15 protein-coding genes are annotated in these 15,345 nt (G+C 61.9%); 10 read left to right on the plus strand and 5 right to left on the minus strand.

The window, feature by feature from the left end:
- Positions 1 to 40 precede the first annotated feature (40 nt).
- Together RB216_RS06770 and RB216_RS06775 are read right to left on the minus strand one after the other, a co-directional pair.
- The gene (locus RB216_RS06770) at positions 41 to 1,207 is read right to left on the minus strand and encodes an MFS transporter (protein ID WP_028619282.1); all 1,167 of its coding nucleotides are present in this window, start codon (positions 1,205 to 1,207) and stop codon (positions 41 to 43) included.
- A 13-nt stretch (positions 1,208 to 1,220) separates the two neighbouring features.
- The gene (locus RB216_RS06775; RefSeq protein WP_016975101.1) at positions 1,221 to 1,547 is read right to left on the minus strand and encodes an ArsR/SmtB family transcription factor; all 327 of its coding nucleotides are present in this window, start codon (positions 1,545 to 1,547) and stop codon (positions 1,221 to 1,223) included.
- Positions 1,548 to 1,701: 154 nt separating this feature from the next.
- Here RB216_RS06775 and RB216_RS06780 point away from each other — a divergent pair, with 154 nt between their 5' ends.
- A complete protein-coding gene (locus tag RB216_RS06780) occupies positions 1,702 to 2,295 on the plus strand; it encodes an acyl carrier protein phosphodiesterase (RefSeq protein ID WP_028619283.1) in 594 nt (197 codons plus the stop codon).
- A gap of 73 nt (positions 2,296 to 2,368) precedes the next feature.
- Here RB216_RS06780 and RB216_RS06785 read toward each other — a convergent pair whose 3' ends face one another.
- Entirely contained in the window at positions 2,369 to 3,157 is a 789-nt protein-coding gene (locus RB216_RS06785) for a lysophospholipid acyltransferase family protein (RefSeq protein ID WP_308908452.1), read from the minus strand.
- Positions 3,157 to 3,912, minus strand: a complete 756-nt coding sequence (gene olsB / locus RB216_RS06790; RefSeq protein ID WP_003172415.1) for an L-ornithine N(alpha)-acyltransferase — start codon at positions 3,910 to 3,912, stop codon at positions 3,157 to 3,159. The genes RB216_RS06785 and olsB overlap by 1 nt, the downstream gene beginning before the upstream one ends.
- A 186-nt stretch (positions 3,913 to 4,098) precedes the next feature.
- Here olsB and RB216_RS06795 point away from each other — a divergent pair, with 186 nt between their 5' ends.
- From RB216_RS06795 to RB216_RS06830, 9 genes are all read left to right on the plus strand, one after another.
- Positions 4,099 to 5,172, plus strand: coding sequence for a serine hydrolase domain-containing protein (locus RB216_RS06795; RefSeq protein WP_308908453.1), 1,074 nt, complete (start codon positions 4,099 to 4,101; stop codon positions 5,170 to 5,172).
- Positions 5,169 to 5,483, plus strand: a complete 315-nt coding sequence (locus tag RB216_RS06800; protein WP_028619286.1) for a hypothetical protein — start codon at positions 5,169 to 5,171, stop codon at positions 5,481 to 5,483. Before RB216_RS06795 ends, RB216_RS06800 begins: the two co-directional genes overlap by 4 nt.
- Positions 5,484 to 5,694: 211 nt before the next feature.
- A complete protein-coding gene (locus RB216_RS30000) occupies positions 5,695 to 5,979 on the plus strand; it encodes a colicin E1 family microcin immunity protein (RefSeq protein WP_504968498.1) in 285 nt (94 codons plus the stop codon).
- Between the two features lie 259 nt (positions 5,980 to 6,238).
- Positions 6,239 to 7,414, plus strand: a complete 1,176-nt coding sequence (locus RB216_RS06805; protein WP_068936498.1) for a M20 aminoacylase family protein — start codon at positions 6,239 to 6,241, stop codon at positions 7,412 to 7,414.
- A gap of 59 nt (positions 7,415 to 7,473) precedes the next feature.
- Complete coding sequence (locus RB216_RS06810; protein ID WP_308908454.1) at positions 7,474 to 8,784, plus strand: citrate-proton symporter; 1,311 nt, start codon at positions 7,474 to 7,476, stop codon at positions 8,782 to 8,784.
- On the plus strand, positions 8,781 to 10,223 hold the full coding sequence (locus RB216_RS06815) for an amidase (protein WP_308908455.1): 1,443 nt from the start codon (positions 8,781 to 8,783) through the stop codon (positions 10,221 to 10,223). The genes RB216_RS06810 and RB216_RS06815 overlap by 4 nt, the downstream gene beginning before the upstream one ends.
- A gap of 64 nt (positions 10,224 to 10,287) precedes the next feature.
- The gene (locus RB216_RS06820) at positions 10,288 to 11,046 is read left to right on the plus strand and encodes an IclR family transcriptional regulator (RefSeq protein ID WP_028619291.1); all 759 of its coding nucleotides are present in this window, start codon (positions 10,288 to 10,290) and stop codon (positions 11,044 to 11,046) included.
- Between the two features lie 52 nt (positions 11,047 to 11,098).
- Positions 11,099 to 11,689 carry a YceI family protein gene (locus RB216_RS06825; RefSeq protein ID WP_028619292.1) on the plus strand — a complete coding sequence of 197 codons (591 nt, stop codon included), beginning with the start codon at positions 11,099 to 11,101 and terminating at the stop codon, positions 11,687 to 11,689.
- Position 11,690: 1 nt separating this feature from the next.
- The gene (locus RB216_RS06830) at positions 11,691 to 12,848 is read left to right on the plus strand and encodes a phospholipase D-like domain-containing protein (RefSeq protein WP_028619293.1); all 1,158 of its coding nucleotides are present in this window, start codon (positions 11,691 to 11,693) and stop codon (positions 12,846 to 12,848) included.
- Between the two features lie 130 nt (positions 12,849 to 12,978).
- Here RB216_RS06830 and bglX read toward each other — a convergent pair whose 3' ends face one another.
- The gene (gene bglX / locus RB216_RS06835) at positions 12,979 to 15,270 is read right to left on the minus strand and encodes a beta-glucosidase BglX (RefSeq protein ID WP_308908456.1); all 2,292 of its coding nucleotides are present in this window, start codon (positions 15,268 to 15,270) and stop codon (positions 12,979 to 12,981) included.
- Positions 15,271 to 15,345: the final 75 nt, after the last annotated feature.

A 15,345-nucleotide genomic window follows, 5' to 3' on the forward strand; every position in this document is an offset into this window, starting at 1 on the left:
CACCTTTGTCTTTGAAGTGGATCAGTGTCTTTGAAGTGGATCAGTTAGTCGCGGGGGCCAGGTCGGCATCGCCGGTCTGACGGAAAGTAATCAGGGTCACCAACAGCGCGAGGATCGCCAGGGCCGCTGCGGCCAAGGGCACGCTGGTCAGGCCGAAACCATGGGCAATCACACTGCCGCCCACCCACGCGCCGAGGGCGTTGCCGATGTTGAACGCGCCGATGTTCAGGGTGGACACCAGGTTCGGTGCGGCCTTGCCGAAGGTCACCACGTTGATCTGCAGCGCAGGCACGGCGGCGAACGACGCGGTGGCCCACAGGAACAGGGTGATTTCGGTGGGGATCACGGCGACGCTGGTCCAGGTCAGTGCCGTGGAGACCACCGCCATGCTGATGAATACGCCGATCAAAGTGGCCGCCAGGCGCTTGTCCGCCAGCTTGCCGCCGATGATGTTGCCCACAGTGAGGCCCAGGCCGATCAACAGCAGGGTCCAGGTCACGCCTTTGGGCGACACGCCGGTGACATCGCCCAGCAGCGGTGCGACGTAGGTGAAGAGGGTGAACATGGACGCGGCAAACAGCGCGGTCATGCTCAACGAAAGCCAGATGCCGGCGCCCTTGAGGGCGGTCAGTTCGGCGCGCATATCGAGTTTCTCTTCATCACGCTTGGCCGGCAGGAAGCGGATCAGGCCGATCAACGCCACCACACCAATCACCGTCACCGCCCAGAAGGTCGAGCGCCAGCCGGCTTCCTGGCCCAGTGCCGTACCCAGCGGCACGCCGAGCACATTGGCCAGGGTCAGACCGGTGAACATCAAGGCCACGGCCGAAGCCCGTTTGTTGGCCGGCACCAGGTTGGCCGCTACCACTGAACCAATCCCGAAGAATGCACCGTGGCACAGCGCGGTGACCACACGGGCAAACATCAGCACGTTGTAGTCACTGGCCAGGGCGCAGAGCAGGTTGCCGATAATGAAGATGCCCATCAACGCTACCAGCGCCGCCTTGCGTGGCAATTTGGCGGTGGCCAATGCCATGAAGGGCGCGCCGATGGCCACGCCCAGGGCGTAACCGGTCACCAGCCAGCCGGCGCCGGGAATCGACACACCCAAGTCCGCCGCCACATCGGGCAACAAGCCCATGATGACGAACTCGGTGGTGCCGATGGCGAAGGCGCTGAGGGCCAGTATGAGTAGCGAGAGGGGCATTAGCGTTTCCTTGTTACAACGCGGCGCTGTCGTGCGCGCTGAGTTCGGTGGTGAGCGCCGCGAGGAAGGCTTGGATGGTGTCCTCGTTGCGTTTGAAAAAGTGCCACTGGCCGGCCTTCTGGCTGCTGATCAACCCGGCGCGTTGCAGGGTGGCCAGGTGGGCCGACACGGTCGACTGGGACAAGCCGCAGCGCTGGTCGATCTGCCCGGCGCAGATGCCGTATTCGTGGTTGTGCAGTTGTTCGGGGAATTGCACTTTCGGGTCTTTCAGCCAGGTGAGGATGTCTCGTCGTACTGGGTGCGCCAGGGCTTTTATTATTTCGTCGAGGTCGATGGACATGGCAGGTGCTCGGTGTCTTGCAGCGTTATATCGCGATGAGGCGAACTTTATATCGGTCTATCCCGATAGACCAATATGATTTTGGTCTGAGCCTAGGCTCAATCGGTATATCGGGTTATAACGATACGTTGAGGGCAGTGGTAGACTGCGCACCATGAATTATCTCGCACATCTGCACCTGGGCGGCCAACTTCCTGCGCAACTGCTGGGCAGCCTCTATGGCGATTTCGTCAAAGGTCGCCTGCAGGGCCAGTTCAGCCCGCAAATCGAGTCGGCGATCCAGCTGCATCGTTCCATCGACCGCTTCACCGACAGCCACCCGCTGGTGGGGGAGGCGTTGTCACGCTTCAGCCTGACCCGCAGGCGTTATGCCGGGATCGTCCTCGATGTGTTTTTCGACCACTGCCTGGCGCGGGACTGGGCCTTGTATGCCGACCAGCCCTTGGAGCGTTTTACGTCGCAGGTGTACCGCGTGCTGGCGGCCGAGCCGCAATTGCCGGGGCGGTTGGCGCAGATTGCGCCGTATATGGCGGCGGATGATTGGTTGGGCTCGTACCGCGAGTTTGCGGTGATGGAGCAGGTGTTGCGGGGGATTTCCCGGCGCCTGACACAGCCCGAGGAACTGAGCCATGCCATGCGGGAGCTGCGGGAGCTGTATGAGCCGTTGAGCGAAGACTTCAGCGTTTTCTACCCGCTGTTGCAAGACTTCTGTAGGAGCGAGCTTGCTCGCGAAGATCGTCAACGATAACGCAGCGCTGTCAGCCAGCCCGTGGCGCCTATTCGTTTTTCGCGAGCAAGCTCGCCCCTACAGTGAATCGGGTTCAGGCGGCAATCAGCGCGCCGCGAGGTTCGGCTGGCTGCACCACCTCACCAAACAACGCCTTCTGCACTGCCTGCTGCGCCTGATACGCCAGTGCCGCACGTTCCTGCCCGGCGCAGGCAATCGGCTTGAGCACATGGATTTCCACATCGCCCTGGTCGTTGGCAAACAAGCGCATCAGGTGCGAGAGCAAATCATCGTCGCCAATAAAAGGCGCCAGCGGGTCGACTTGGCCGTCACGCAGATAACGGATCGCCACCGGTTGCAGCGACACATCCGCATCGGTCGCACTGGCCAGCAAGCGCCCGTGGAAGGTGCGCAGGCTGCGCCCGTCGGTGGTGGTGCCTTCCGGGAACATCAGCAACGGATGCTCTTGCTCCAAGTGGCGCGTCATCTGCTTGCGGATCAACTGGCTGTCGCCCGAACCCCGGCGGATAAACAAGCTGCCAGCCTTGGCCGCCAACCAACCTGCCACCGGCCAGGTGCGCACTTCGGCCTTGGACAGGAATGACATCGGCGCCACGGCGCCCAGCAGCGGAATATCGGTCCAGGACACGTGATTGCTCACCCACAGCATCGGCTGCGTCGGCAACTCACCGTGCACCGTCACGCGAAAGGGCAGGGCGTTGGTCAGTCGCGCCATGAAAAACCGCGACCAACGCTGGCGCCGCACCATCGAATTGGCGATGCCCATGCGCTCGAATACCCCAAACACACTGGCCATGCTCAAGCCCAGCGCCACCACCACCAGCACGCGGGCAATGCGCCCGTAAACTCGCAGGCGGCTCATCACATTGCAGCCTTGAAGTGGCGCGCGTAACGCGGGCACAGCTCATCGCGCTTGAGCAGGATGAACACGTCGGCCACCTGGAAATCCTCATCCCAGCACGGCTCGCCGCAGATCTTCGCACCCAGGCGCATGTACGCCTTGAGCAATGGCGGCATCTCGGCGATCACGTTGGACGGCAGGTCCAGCGCCGGCAGTGGTTTTTTCGGTTCGGCACGCAGGTGTTCATTGCACAGGTAGCGTTCACGCAGGCGCTGCATGATTGCGTGGGCCTGGATGCCGCCATCGTGCATCGGGATGCTCGCGCAACCCATCAGGTAGCTGTAGCCGCCCTGGTTGAGCACTTCGGCCAATTCGCCCCACAACACGGCAATGGTGCCGCCGTTGCGGTAGGCCGGGTCGACGCAGGTGCGGCCGATTTCCAGGATCGGGCCTTGCAGATGGAGCAAGCCATGCAGGCTGAATTCTTCTTCACTGTAGAACCGACCCAGGGTGCTGGCAGCCTGGTGGTCCAGCAAACGGGTGGTGGCCACCAGTCGACCGCTGTTCAAGTCCCGCACGCCGATGTGGCTGCAGTGAACATCATAGTCATCCATGTCCAGGCCCAGTTCCGCGCCTTTCAGCTTGGCGTTGAACTCGCCGCTGAACACGTTGAACCGCAGGGCCTGGGCTTCCTGCAACGCCTGCGCGCCAACCAGGCGTTCGGCTTGCAGACGGCGTTCATTGCCGGTGTCGCTGATGCGGGCGATCTGAGTCATGGCGAGTCTCCGAGTGCCGGCCACGATTTCGGCCGGTCGACTTTGTTGTCCAAACTCAGGCTATGTAGGCTCGGTGTCATCTCCATGAAGTTATGGTGACGCTTGGATGACAGCCCCCGCTGTCGCAAATCTGTCATCACCCTCGGCTAGGCTCGCGGGCTTGAATGCCCCCTTGAGTCTGCGTCCATGGTCAGAGGCCTGTTGTACGTTGCCCTGCTGTTCGTCACCGTTACCGCCCACGCCGAAACATGGCCCGATAAAGACTGGGCCAAGGGCACACCGCTATCGGGTCCCGCTGTTGATGCCCTGGAGGCCTACGCCTTCCCGGCGCGGGACGACGCCACTCGCCAAGGCATCCGCACCGATGCGTTGCTGGTGATTCGCGATGGCGAGGTCATCTACGAACGCTACGCCGCACCCACCACCGCCAGCACCCCGCACCTCACCTGGTCGGTCAGCAAAAGCCTGATGGCGACCGTACTGGGCGTGGCCTACGGCGATAACCGCTTCAAACTCACTGACCCCGCCGCGCGCTTTTACCCGCCGATGAAACAGCACCCGGCCGTGACCATGGCCGACTTGCTGCACTGGGCCTCGGGCCTCGACTGGCAGGAAGATTACGAATACGCGCCGCTGAAATCCTCGGTGGTGGCGATGCTCTACACCCGAGGCCGCGGCGACATGGCCGACTTTGCCGCCGACACCGAGGCCGCCACTGCACCGGGCCAGGTGTTCCGTTATTCCAGCGGCGACACCAATATCTTGTCCGCCACCCTTAAAGGCATGCTCGGGCACAAGGCTTATATGAGTTACCCGTGGGATGCGCTGTTCAAGCCCTTGGGCATTCGCAATGCCACTTGGGAGACCGACGCCGATGAAACCTTCGTCGCCTCGTCCTATGCCTACCTCACCGCTCGCGACTTGGCGCGTGCCGGTTTGCTGATGGCGCGTGACGGTCGCTGGGGCGATCAACAACTGTTGCCCAAAGACTGGGTTGCCTTTAACCGCCAGCCCTTCGATAAATACAAACCCGGCCAGGACGAAGCCGTCCCCGGTGGTCATTGGTGGCTCAATAAAGGCGCGTCAAGACCCTGGCCCGATGCTCCCGCCGACACCTTCGCCGCCCTCGGTCATTGGGGGCAGGCGTTGTACGTGATGCCCGACGAACACTTGGTCATCGTGCGTTATGGCGATGATCGCGACGGCAGCTATCGCCATAACGAACTGCTCAAGCGCGTACTCGCGGCGGTGCAACCATGATCCGCCGTCGGCCGGTTACCAGTCTGTTTCTGCTGTTGTTGCTCGCCTTGCTGGGTTGGCTCTGGCACGAACGCGTCAACCTGCAAGCCTTCCCCGACATCATCGCGGCCTACACCGCCAAGGAGTACTGCTCATGCCGGTACGTGGCGAACAACCCGGCCGAATATTGCCGGGGGTATGTGAAGCAGTACGTGCCGACCAGCGCGTTCAGCGACAACCCGGAGCGCAGTGAAGTGACGGCGAGCGGGTTGGGGCGTACGCATGTGGCGCGGTGGTTGGGGGAGCGGCAGGGGTGTCGCCTGCTGCCGTAGGATTTACCTTTGCACGTTTCAAGCGCAACGTGCAGCGTCCTGATTTTGATGCCGCGCGCATGTAGTAATCTTGCAGGTGGCCGATGACATGGGTTGCGGCCCTTCAGAGGCAGAGCGGATGTTTCTGGCTCTAGCGCGTGTGGCTCAACATTACTTCAGGATGATAAGAATGCGAATGGGCATGGAGAGAAGCCATTTTTTTGAGGGTTTGATGATTGGATTGTTTTTGTTTTTTTTGAGCGCTTATAGTTTCCGGTCAAACGATAACGCTGCTATTTATATTTCTATCTGCGGGGCTAATGCACTTTTGTTTCCGTTCTCAAGGCGCGCAGTAGAAAACATTGTCTTCAGTGTTACCGGGAAACGCTTTTGGGGGTCGGATCCATTGAAGACGGCTGCATCCAATGGTGGGCACACACTGTTATGGCTGTTCTATTTTGTCTTCGCCGTTCCCCTTGGTGGGTTCTATTTGATGTGGTTTTACAGAAAAAAGTAATGCCCTCTAGCACGCTTTCTTACACAAGATTCGAACCAGTTATTCATGATTTTTGGCCGCCTGGTTTTTGGCGGCACTTCCCCCTCCAACGCAAGCAAGCTTGCTCACCACAGAGAGAGGCAAGCTTCAGGAAAACCATGTAATGCGGCAAGGTTCCACAGAGTGGAACCACCTTTGATTGTCCTCCTGCCCACATCGCGGTTAGCTGGCGATGTGCAGCAAACAAGAACGGGAACACCCGCCTGTGAGGAGAATCACCATGCGCCCACACCAGCACATCCTGGATTGGCTCAGCGACGTTGCCGGCGATTTGCACGCCGTGCGCCAGGACATTCACGCCCATCCTGAACTGGGCTTTGAAGAAAACCGCACCAGTGCCCTCGTCGCCAAATCCCTGAAAGACTGGGGCTATGAGGTGCACACCGGCATCGGCAAGACCGGCGTGGTGGGCGTGCTGCGCAATGGCAGCAGTTCGCGCACCCTGGGCATCCGTGCCGACATGGACGCCTTGCCCATCATCGAAAACACCGGCGCGTCCTACACCAGCCAACACGCCGGTTGCATGCACGCCTGTGGGCATGACGGCCACACCACGATGTTGCTCGGCGCCGCGCGCTACCTGGCGGCCACGCGGCAATTTGATGGCACTTTGAATCTGATCTTCCAACCCGCCGAAGAGGGCCAGGGCGGCGCCGAAGCCATGCTGGCTGACGGTTTGCTGGAGCGTTTCCCCTGCGATGGCTTGTTTGGCATGCACAACATGCCGGGGCTGCCGGCGGGGCATCTGGGGTTGCGCGTTGGGCCAATGATGGCTTCGCAAGACTTGCTCACCGTGACCCTTGAAGGCGTTGGTGGTCACGGTTCCATGCCGCATCTGACGGTGGACCCGTTGGTGGCGGCGGCGAGCATGGTCATGGCGTTGCAGACAGTGGTGGCGCGCAATATCGACACCCAGGAAGCTGCCGTGGTCACCGTCGGTGCCCTGCAAGCGGGCCAGGCCGCCAACGTGATTCCCCAGCAGGCGCTGTTGCGTCTGAGCCTGCGCGCGCTCAATCCCAAGGTGCGTGAGCAGATGCTGGAGCGGGTGTTCGCCATTATCCACACCCAGGCCGCCAGCTTTGGCTGCACGGTGCAGATCGAACACCGCCCGGCCTATCCGGTGCTGGTCAATCACGCCGAAGAAACCGAATTCGCCCGCCAGGTCGGCGTCGCCTTGCTCGGCGCCGACGCGGTGGACGGCAACACCCGTACGCTGATGGGCAGCGAAGACTTCGCCTGGATGCTGCAACGCTGCCCCGGCAGCTACCTGTTCATCGGCAACGGCGTGTCGCGGCCGATGGTGCATAACCCCGCCTATGACTTCAACGACGACATCCTGCTGACTGGCGCCGCCTATTGGGGCGCGCTGGCCGAGAGCTGGCTCAAGCCTGCCTGACGACCTTCTTTTTCTGCCGCTGGACCCTTTCCCTCGATCGGTTGAATGGAGTGTTCCTCATGCAGACTGCAAAACCAGGTGTGTCCCGCACCCGCCAAGTGGTGGCGGCCGTGATCGGCAATGCGCTGGAATGGTATGACTTCATTGTCTACGGCTTTCTGGCGAGCATCATTGCCCGGCAGTTTTTTCCTTCGGATGACGAGTACGCCTCGCTGTTGATGGCCTTGGCTACTTTCGGCGTGGGCTTTTTCATGCGGCCGGTGGGCGGCATCCTGCTGGGGATGTATTCCGACCGCAAAGGCCGCAAGGCCGCGATGCAGTTGATTATCCGGCTAATGACCGTGTCCATCGCGTTGATCGCCTTTGCGCCCAACTACGCCGCCATCGGCATGGGCGCGCCGTTGTTGATCGTGGTGGCGCGCATGCTTCAAGGGTTTGCCACCGGCGGTGAGTACGCGAGTGCTACGGCGTTCCTGGTGGAAAGCGCGCCAGCCCATCGCAAGGGCTTATATGGCTCTTGGCAGTTGGTGGGGCAGTGCCTGGCGGTGTTTGGTGGCGCGGCGATGGTGGCTGCGGTCACGCACTTCTTTTCGCCGCAAACCCTCGATCTGTGGGGCTGGCGTCTGCCGTTCGTGTTCGGTTTGCTGATTGGCCCGGTGGGCCTGTGGATTCGTCGGCACATGGAAGACCCGGAAGAATTCATCGAGGCACGCAAACAGGCGACCGGCCCGGCGCCGAGCCTGATGCAGGTGGTGCGCGAGCATCGGCGCAGCATCCTCGTGTCCATGGGCCTGGCCTGTGGCGCGACGGTGTCGTTCTATGTGGTGCTGGTGAACATGCCGACCTTCGCCCACAAAAGCCTTGGTCTGCCGCTGGACCAGGTGTTGATGGTGCAGATGTTCGCGGTGGCGCTGATGACCGTGGTGATTCCACTGTCTGGTTTGCTGTCGGACCGCCTGGGACGGCGGCCGGTGTTGATGGCGTTCACCCTGGCGTTTTTTGTGATGGTCTATCCGCTGTATGTTTGGGTCGCCGCCGCGCCGTCCATCGAGCGTCTACTGGTGATGCAAGTGATGCTGTGCACCGCCATCGGTGGGTTCTTCGGCCCGGCGCCGACCGCACTGGCCGAGCAGTTTCCCATCGAAGTTCGCTCGACCGGTGTATCGGTCGCCTATAACGTGGCGGTCATGGTGTTCGGCGGTTTTGCGCCGCTGATCGTCACTTGGCTGACCAAAGTGCTGGGCACGCCCGTCGCGCCCTCCTTTTATGTGTTGTTCGCTTGCGTGCTGACGCTGCTGGGCACCTACAGCATGCATGAGGCGCCGCGGGCACAGAAACCGCTGCCGTTTTCCAAAGAGGTGAAGCCTTGAGTATTGTTGATTGGGATGCCACCGAACTGTCGCGGGCGATCCACGCGCGGCAGGTGTCGTGCGAAGAGGTGATGCAGGCGTATCTGGCGCAGATCCAGCGCTTCAATCCGAGCGTGAATGCGCTGGTGTCGCTGCGCGACGCTGATGACGTGTTGGCCGAGGCGCGGGTACGTGATCGCGAGTTGGACCAAGGCCAGTCGCGCGGCTGGATGCACGGTATGCCCCAGGCGATCAAGGACCTCGCTGCTACCCGAGGCTTGCGCACCACCTTGGGCTCTCCGCTGTTCGCCGAGCACGTGCCCAGCGAAGACGCCATCAGCGTGGCGCGCGTGCGGGGCAGTGGCGCGATCATCATCGGCAAGAGCAACGTGCCGGAGTTCGGCCTCGGTTCGCAGACCTACAACACGCTGTTCGGCACCACCGGCAATGCTTACGACCCCAGCCTCGTCGCGGGCGGCAGCAGCGGCGGGGCGGCGGTGGCCCTGGCACTGCGCATGCTGCCGGTGGCTGACGGCAGCGACATGATGGGGTCGCTGCGCAACCCGGCGGCGTTCAACAACGTGTTTGGCTTGCGCCCGTCCCAAGGTCGAGTGCCTTACGGACCGACCCCGGAACTGTTCGTGCAGCAACTGGGCACCGAAGGCCCGATGGGCCGCAGCGTGACGGATGTGGCGCGGCTGTTGAGCATCCAGGCGGGTTACGACCCGCGAGTGCCGTTGTCGTCCAAGGAGGACCCGGCGATGTTCGGCCAGCCCTTGCAGCGTGACTTCAAGGGGGCGCGTCTGGGCTGGCTGGGGGATTACAACGGCTATCTACCGATGGAAGACGGCGTGCTGAGCCTGTGCGAATCGGCCCTCGGCGATTTCACTGCATTGGGCTGCACGGTGGAAAGCTGCCAGCCGGACTTTTCCATGGCGCGACTGTGGCGCAGTTGGCTGGTGCATCGCCACTGGCTGGTGCACGGCAACCTCGGTGCGGCCTACGCCAACCCGCAGAAACGCGCACTGCTCAAGCCCGAAGCGCAATGGGAAGTGGAGGGTGGCCTGGGGTTGACGGCCCAGCAGGTGTACCAGGCATCGCTGGATCGCAGCGAGTGGTATCGCGCTCTCGCCAAGCTGTTCGAACGTTACGATTTTCTGCTTCTGCCCACCGCCCAAGTGTTCCCTTTCGATGCACAGCAGCCCTGGCCGCGCCTCGTTGGCGGGCGTGAAATGGACACCTACCACCGCTGGATGGAAGGGGTCATCGGCCCGACCCTGGCCGGGCTGCCGAGCATGAGCGTGCCGGTGGGCTTTAACCCCCAGGGCCTGCCCATGGGCGTGCAGATCATCGGCCCGGCCCAGGCGGATCGGGCGGTGCTGCAATTGGCCTATGCTCATGAACAGCTGACGCAATGGGTGCAGCGTCGGCCGCCGACGTGCCTGGCATCGACGGGGTGAGCGGCGACCGGGCCTGTATCTTGCTGTGAACAATGATCATCCACCGGCAACAGGGAGATCGAACATGGAGACAGGCACCGTACGCTCGGTCGAGCGCGCACTGGCAATCGTCGAGTTGCTGGGCGCGCACCAGGCCCTGGGGCTGGAGGAGTTGCACTACCTCACACGCCTGCCCAAGGCCACGGTGTCGCGCATGTTGCTGACGTTGCAGGAGCAGGGCTGGGTCTATCGCGGCTTGAGCGATCGTCGTTACCGCCTGCGCGCTCAACGTCTGTTCGGCGACACCCAGCAACGCTTCAAACGCCAAGTCGTGGAAAGCGCGGCGCCGTGGTTGCTGGAGCTCAGCGAACGCACCGGGCTGGTGGTGGATTTGTCCTGCTTTGATGGCGAGCGCCTGGAAGTCATGGAGAGCGCGATCCCCAGCGTGTTGCGCAAGCTTTATCCGAACAATTGCCAGATCGTCGGCCAGCACGCCAGCCTGTTTCATTCCGCGATGGGCAAGGCCTGCCTCACCCAATTGCCGGCCGAAGAGGTGCAACGGTTGGCGGGTCGCGACCATGTGGCGGCGGACGAGCAATACCAGGCCTGCGAGCAAACCCAGCACCAGGGCTTCGGCCAGCGCACCGAGGGTTATTGGGAGTATCCGGTGCGTTTGCCGTTTCTGATTCGCGCCGTCGCCCTGCCGGTGCGCGTCAATGGTCGTCTGGTTGGGAGCATGGCGCTGCATTGGCCGATGCATCAGGCGCCAGTGGAGCGGGTGTTGAACCTGCACATGGCCAGCCTGGAAGAGACGGTGCGCGAAGTGCAGCGCGCATTGGCGTAACCCTCGCGATCCGGTTAAGGTTCGTTCAGGTTTTTCGCCCCACGAGTCTTCAATGTTCAACGCTTCTGTGATCAAACCCCTGGCCTTCGCCCTGTTGGCCGCCGCTGCCGTGCCTGCCCATGCCGACTGGTATCTGGATAACGAATCGTCGCGTCTGTCGTTCGTCACCACCAAGAACACCGAAATCGCCGAAGTGCAGCGCTTCCTGGTGTTGCACGGCAAGGTCGACAGCCAGGGCGCGGCGCAACTGGAGGTGGAGCTGGAGTCCGTCAACAGCGGCATCCCGCTGCGTGACGAGCGCATGCGCAACCAGTTGTTCGAGATCAAGACCTTTCCCGATGCGCTGATCAACGCGCAGATCAACCTGCAGCCGATCAATGATTTGGCTCCCGGCGCACAATTGGAGTTGCGCCTGCCGTTGTCCGTGACCCTGCACGGCAAAACCCAAACCTACAGCGCCGAGTTGTTGGCCACGCGGTTGGACGACCGACGCTTCCAGGTAGTGACTCTGGAACCGCTGGTGATGCATGCCGAGGACTTTGACCTGGCGCCGGGTGTGGCGGCGTTGCGCAAAGCGGCGGGGCTCAAGTCGATCAGTCTGTCAGTGCCGGTGGGTGCGGTGCTGATCTTCACGGCGCGCTGATATGAGCGGCGCGGTGTTCCCCTGGCGCAGCGCCAACCGTTTCGAATTGCTGATCGACGGGCCGAATTTCTTCCCGCAGATGCTGGTGGGCATTGCTCGCGCCGAGCGGCAAGTCGAGCTGGAGTTGTACCTGGTGGAAGCCGGCGCCTGCGCCGAAGCCATGGTGCAGGCGCTGGTGCTCGCCGCCGAACGCGGCGTGCAGGTGCGCTGCCTGTTCGATGATTACGGCAGCCTGGCGTTTACCCTCGGGCTGCGCAAACGCCTGACCGACGCTGGTGTGCAACTGCGTTTCTACAATCGCCTGAGCTGGCGCCGCTGGATGCGTAACCTGTACCGCGACCATCGCAAACTGTTGTTAATCGACCAGAATGTCGCCTTCGTCGGCGGCACCGGCGTGACCGATGAATTCTGGACGCCGGGCAATGACAGTGCCGACTGGCATGAAGTCATGGTGCAGATCAGCGGCCCGTTGGTGCAGGATTGGCAGGCACTGTTTGACCGCCAATGGCACGCCAACAACGCGCGCCGCGCATGGAAACCTGCCACCCACTTCGGTTTACCGCGTTTGCCCAGGATGCCCGCCACCGGGCCGGGGCTTGGCCGTGTCGCCTATGCCGACGCCCGTCAACACCGCGATATCCTGCAATCGCTGATCCGTGCCCTGAACAGCGGCCAGCAACGTATTTGGTTAGCCACGCCGTATTTCCTGCCGACCTGGGGCGTGCGCCGTGCCTTGCGCCGTGCAGCGGGGCGCGGGGTGGATGTGCGCTTGCTGCTCACCGGCCCGCGTACCGATCACCCGTCCGTGCGTTACGCCGGGCACCGTTATTACCCGCGCTTGCTGCGCGCGGGTGTGCAGATCTTTGAATACCAGCCGTGCTTCCTGCACCTGAAAATGGTGCTGGTGGACGACTGGGTAAGTATTGGGTCGTGTAATTTCGACCACTGGAATTTGCGCTTCAACCTGGAAGCCAACCTGGAAGCGCTGGACCCTGAATTGACGCGGGCGGTGGTGGGCAGTTTCGAGCGGGATTTCGAGAAGAGCCAGGCAGTGAGCCTGGAGGCGTGGAAGTCGCGGCCGTTGTGGCGGCGGGTGAAGCAGCGGGTGTGGGGGTGGATTGATCGGTTGGTGGTGAATTTGCTGGATAGACGCGGCTAGTCAAGTCAACTCGATCTAAATGTGGGAGCGGGCTTGCTCGCGAAGGCGCAGTGTCAGCCACTGAATAGTTGACTGATCTACCGCTTTCGCGAGCAAGCCCGCACCCACATTTTTTTGACCGCGTCAGGCGTTACAGCAACTCGAACGTTTGTTGCTGCACATCCTGGGAATCCAACCCGATCTGTACATTGAACTCACCCGGTTCCGCCGCGAACTTGAGCTGAGTGTTGTAGAACTTCAAGTCTTCCTCGGTGATGGTGAAGTGCAATGTGCGCTCTTCACCCGCCTTGAGCATGACCTTCTGGAAGTTCTTCAGCTCCTTGATCGGGCGGATCATCGAGCCAGCCACGTCCTGGATATACAACTGCACCACGGTTTCGCCGTCCACCTTGCCGGTGTTGGTCACGGTGACACTGGCGTCAAGCTTGCCGGTCTTGTTCAGGGTAGTGGACGACAGCGCCATGTCCGACAGACTGAACGTGGTGTAGCTCAAGCCGTAGCCAAACGGGAACAGGGGGCCTGTGGTGTCATCGAAGTACTGCGAGGTGTAGTTGCCCGGCTTGCCCGGGGTGAACGGCCGGCCGATGGTCAGGTGGTTGTAGTAGGTCGGAATCTGCCCCACCGAGCGTGGGAAGGTGATCGGCAGCTTGCCCGACGGGTTGTAGTCACCAAACAGCACGTCGGCAATCGCGTTGCCGCCTTCGGTGCCGGCGAACCAGGTTTCCAGGATCGCGTCGGCTTGCTGGTTCTCTTCGAGAATCGACAGGGGACGACCGTTCATCAGCACCAGTACCAGCGGCTTGCCGGTGGTCTTCAGGGCCTTGATCAGGTCACGCTGGCTCTGCGGGATGTTCAGGTCGGTGCGGCTGGAAGATTCGTGGGACATGCCACGGGATTCGCCCACGGCAGCGACTACGACATCGGCATCCTTGGCGGCTTTGACGGCCTCGTCGATCATCACCTGGGCTGGGCGGGTGTCATCCACCACTTCCGGGGCATCGAAGTTGAGGAAGTTTAGGTAGTCGACCACGGCCTTGTCGTTGGTGATGTTGGCGCCACGGGCATAGATGATCTTGCCTTTTTCGCCGATCACGGCGTTCAAGCCGTCGAGCAGGGTTACCGATTGTTCCGGTTTACCGGCGGCGGCCCAACTGCCCATCATGTCGATCGGTGCTTTAGCCAGCGGGCCGACCAGGGCGATGGTCGCGGATTTTTTCAGCGGCAGGGTGTTGTTCTGGTTTTTCAGCAAGACCAGGCTGCGACGTGCAATATCACGGGCTTCGGCGCGATGCAGGCGGCTTTCGGCGTAGGTGTCGGCCGGGTCATCCTCGGCCTTGCCGATGCGCAGGTACGGGTCCTTGAACAGGCCCATGTCGTACTTGGCGCCGAGCACTTCGCGCACGGCGTTGTCGATGTCGCTCTGCTCGATCTCGCCGGACTTGAGCAGCCCCGGCAATTCCTTGCCATACAGCGAGTCGTTCATGCTCATGTCGATGCCGGCCTTGATCGCCAGCTTGGCGGCTTCACGTCCGTCCTTGGCCACGCCGTGCTTGATCAGCTCGAAGATCGCGCCGTGGTCGCTGACGGCCAGGCCCTTGAAGCCCCAGTCCTTGCGCAGCAGGTCGTTCATCAGCCAGGTGTTGGCGGTGGCGGGCACGCCGTTGATCGAGTTCAACGCCACCATCACGCCGCCGGAACCGGCCTTGATGGCCGCGTGGTAAGGCGGCAGGTAGTCCTGGTACATCTTGACCGGGCTCATGTCGACCACGTTGTAGTCGCGGCCGCCTTCCACCGCGCCATACAGGGCGAAGTGCTTGACGCTGGCCATGATGCTGTCGGCATTCGCGGCGCTCACGCCCTGGAACGCCTTGACCATCACTTCGGCAATGCGCGAGACCAGGTAGGTGTCTTCACCGAAGCCTTCGGAGGTGCGGCCCCAGCGCGGGTCGCGGGAGATGTCGACCATTGGCGCAAAGGTGATGTCGAGGCTGTCGGCGGCGGCTTCCTGGGCGGCAATGCGCCCGGAACGGCCGATGGCGTCCATGTCCCAGCTGGACGCCAGGGCCAGGCTGATTGGGAAAATCGTGCGGTGGCCGTGGATCACGTCGTAGGCGAAGAACATCGGGATCTTCAGGCGGCTGCGCATGGCCGCGTCCTGCATCGGACGGTTTTCCGGGCGGGTGATGGAGTTGAACGTGCCACCGATGCGGCCGGCGGCGATTTCCTTGCGGATCAGCTCGCGGGGCATCTCGGGGCCGATGCTGATCAGGCGCAATTGGCCGATCTTTTCATCCAGGGTCATCTGCTTGAGCAGGTCGCTGACAAAGGCGACCTTGTCTTTAAGCGCAGCAGGCTTTGTTTCTGCCCATACGGGGTGACTGGCCAGAGTGGCAACAAGGCCGAGCAAACACAGCTTTTTCATGAATATCCTTTTTCGGCTCACTGCACAGCGAAAATGCGCTGATCTGCCAAAATGTGGGGAACATATGTTGTTGTT

Source organism: Pseudomonas canadensis, from assembly GCF_030980095.1.
Classification (GTDB): domain Bacteria; phylum Pseudomonadota; class Gammaproteobacteria; order Pseudomonadales; family Pseudomonadaceae; genus Aquipseudomonas; species Aquipseudomonas canadensis.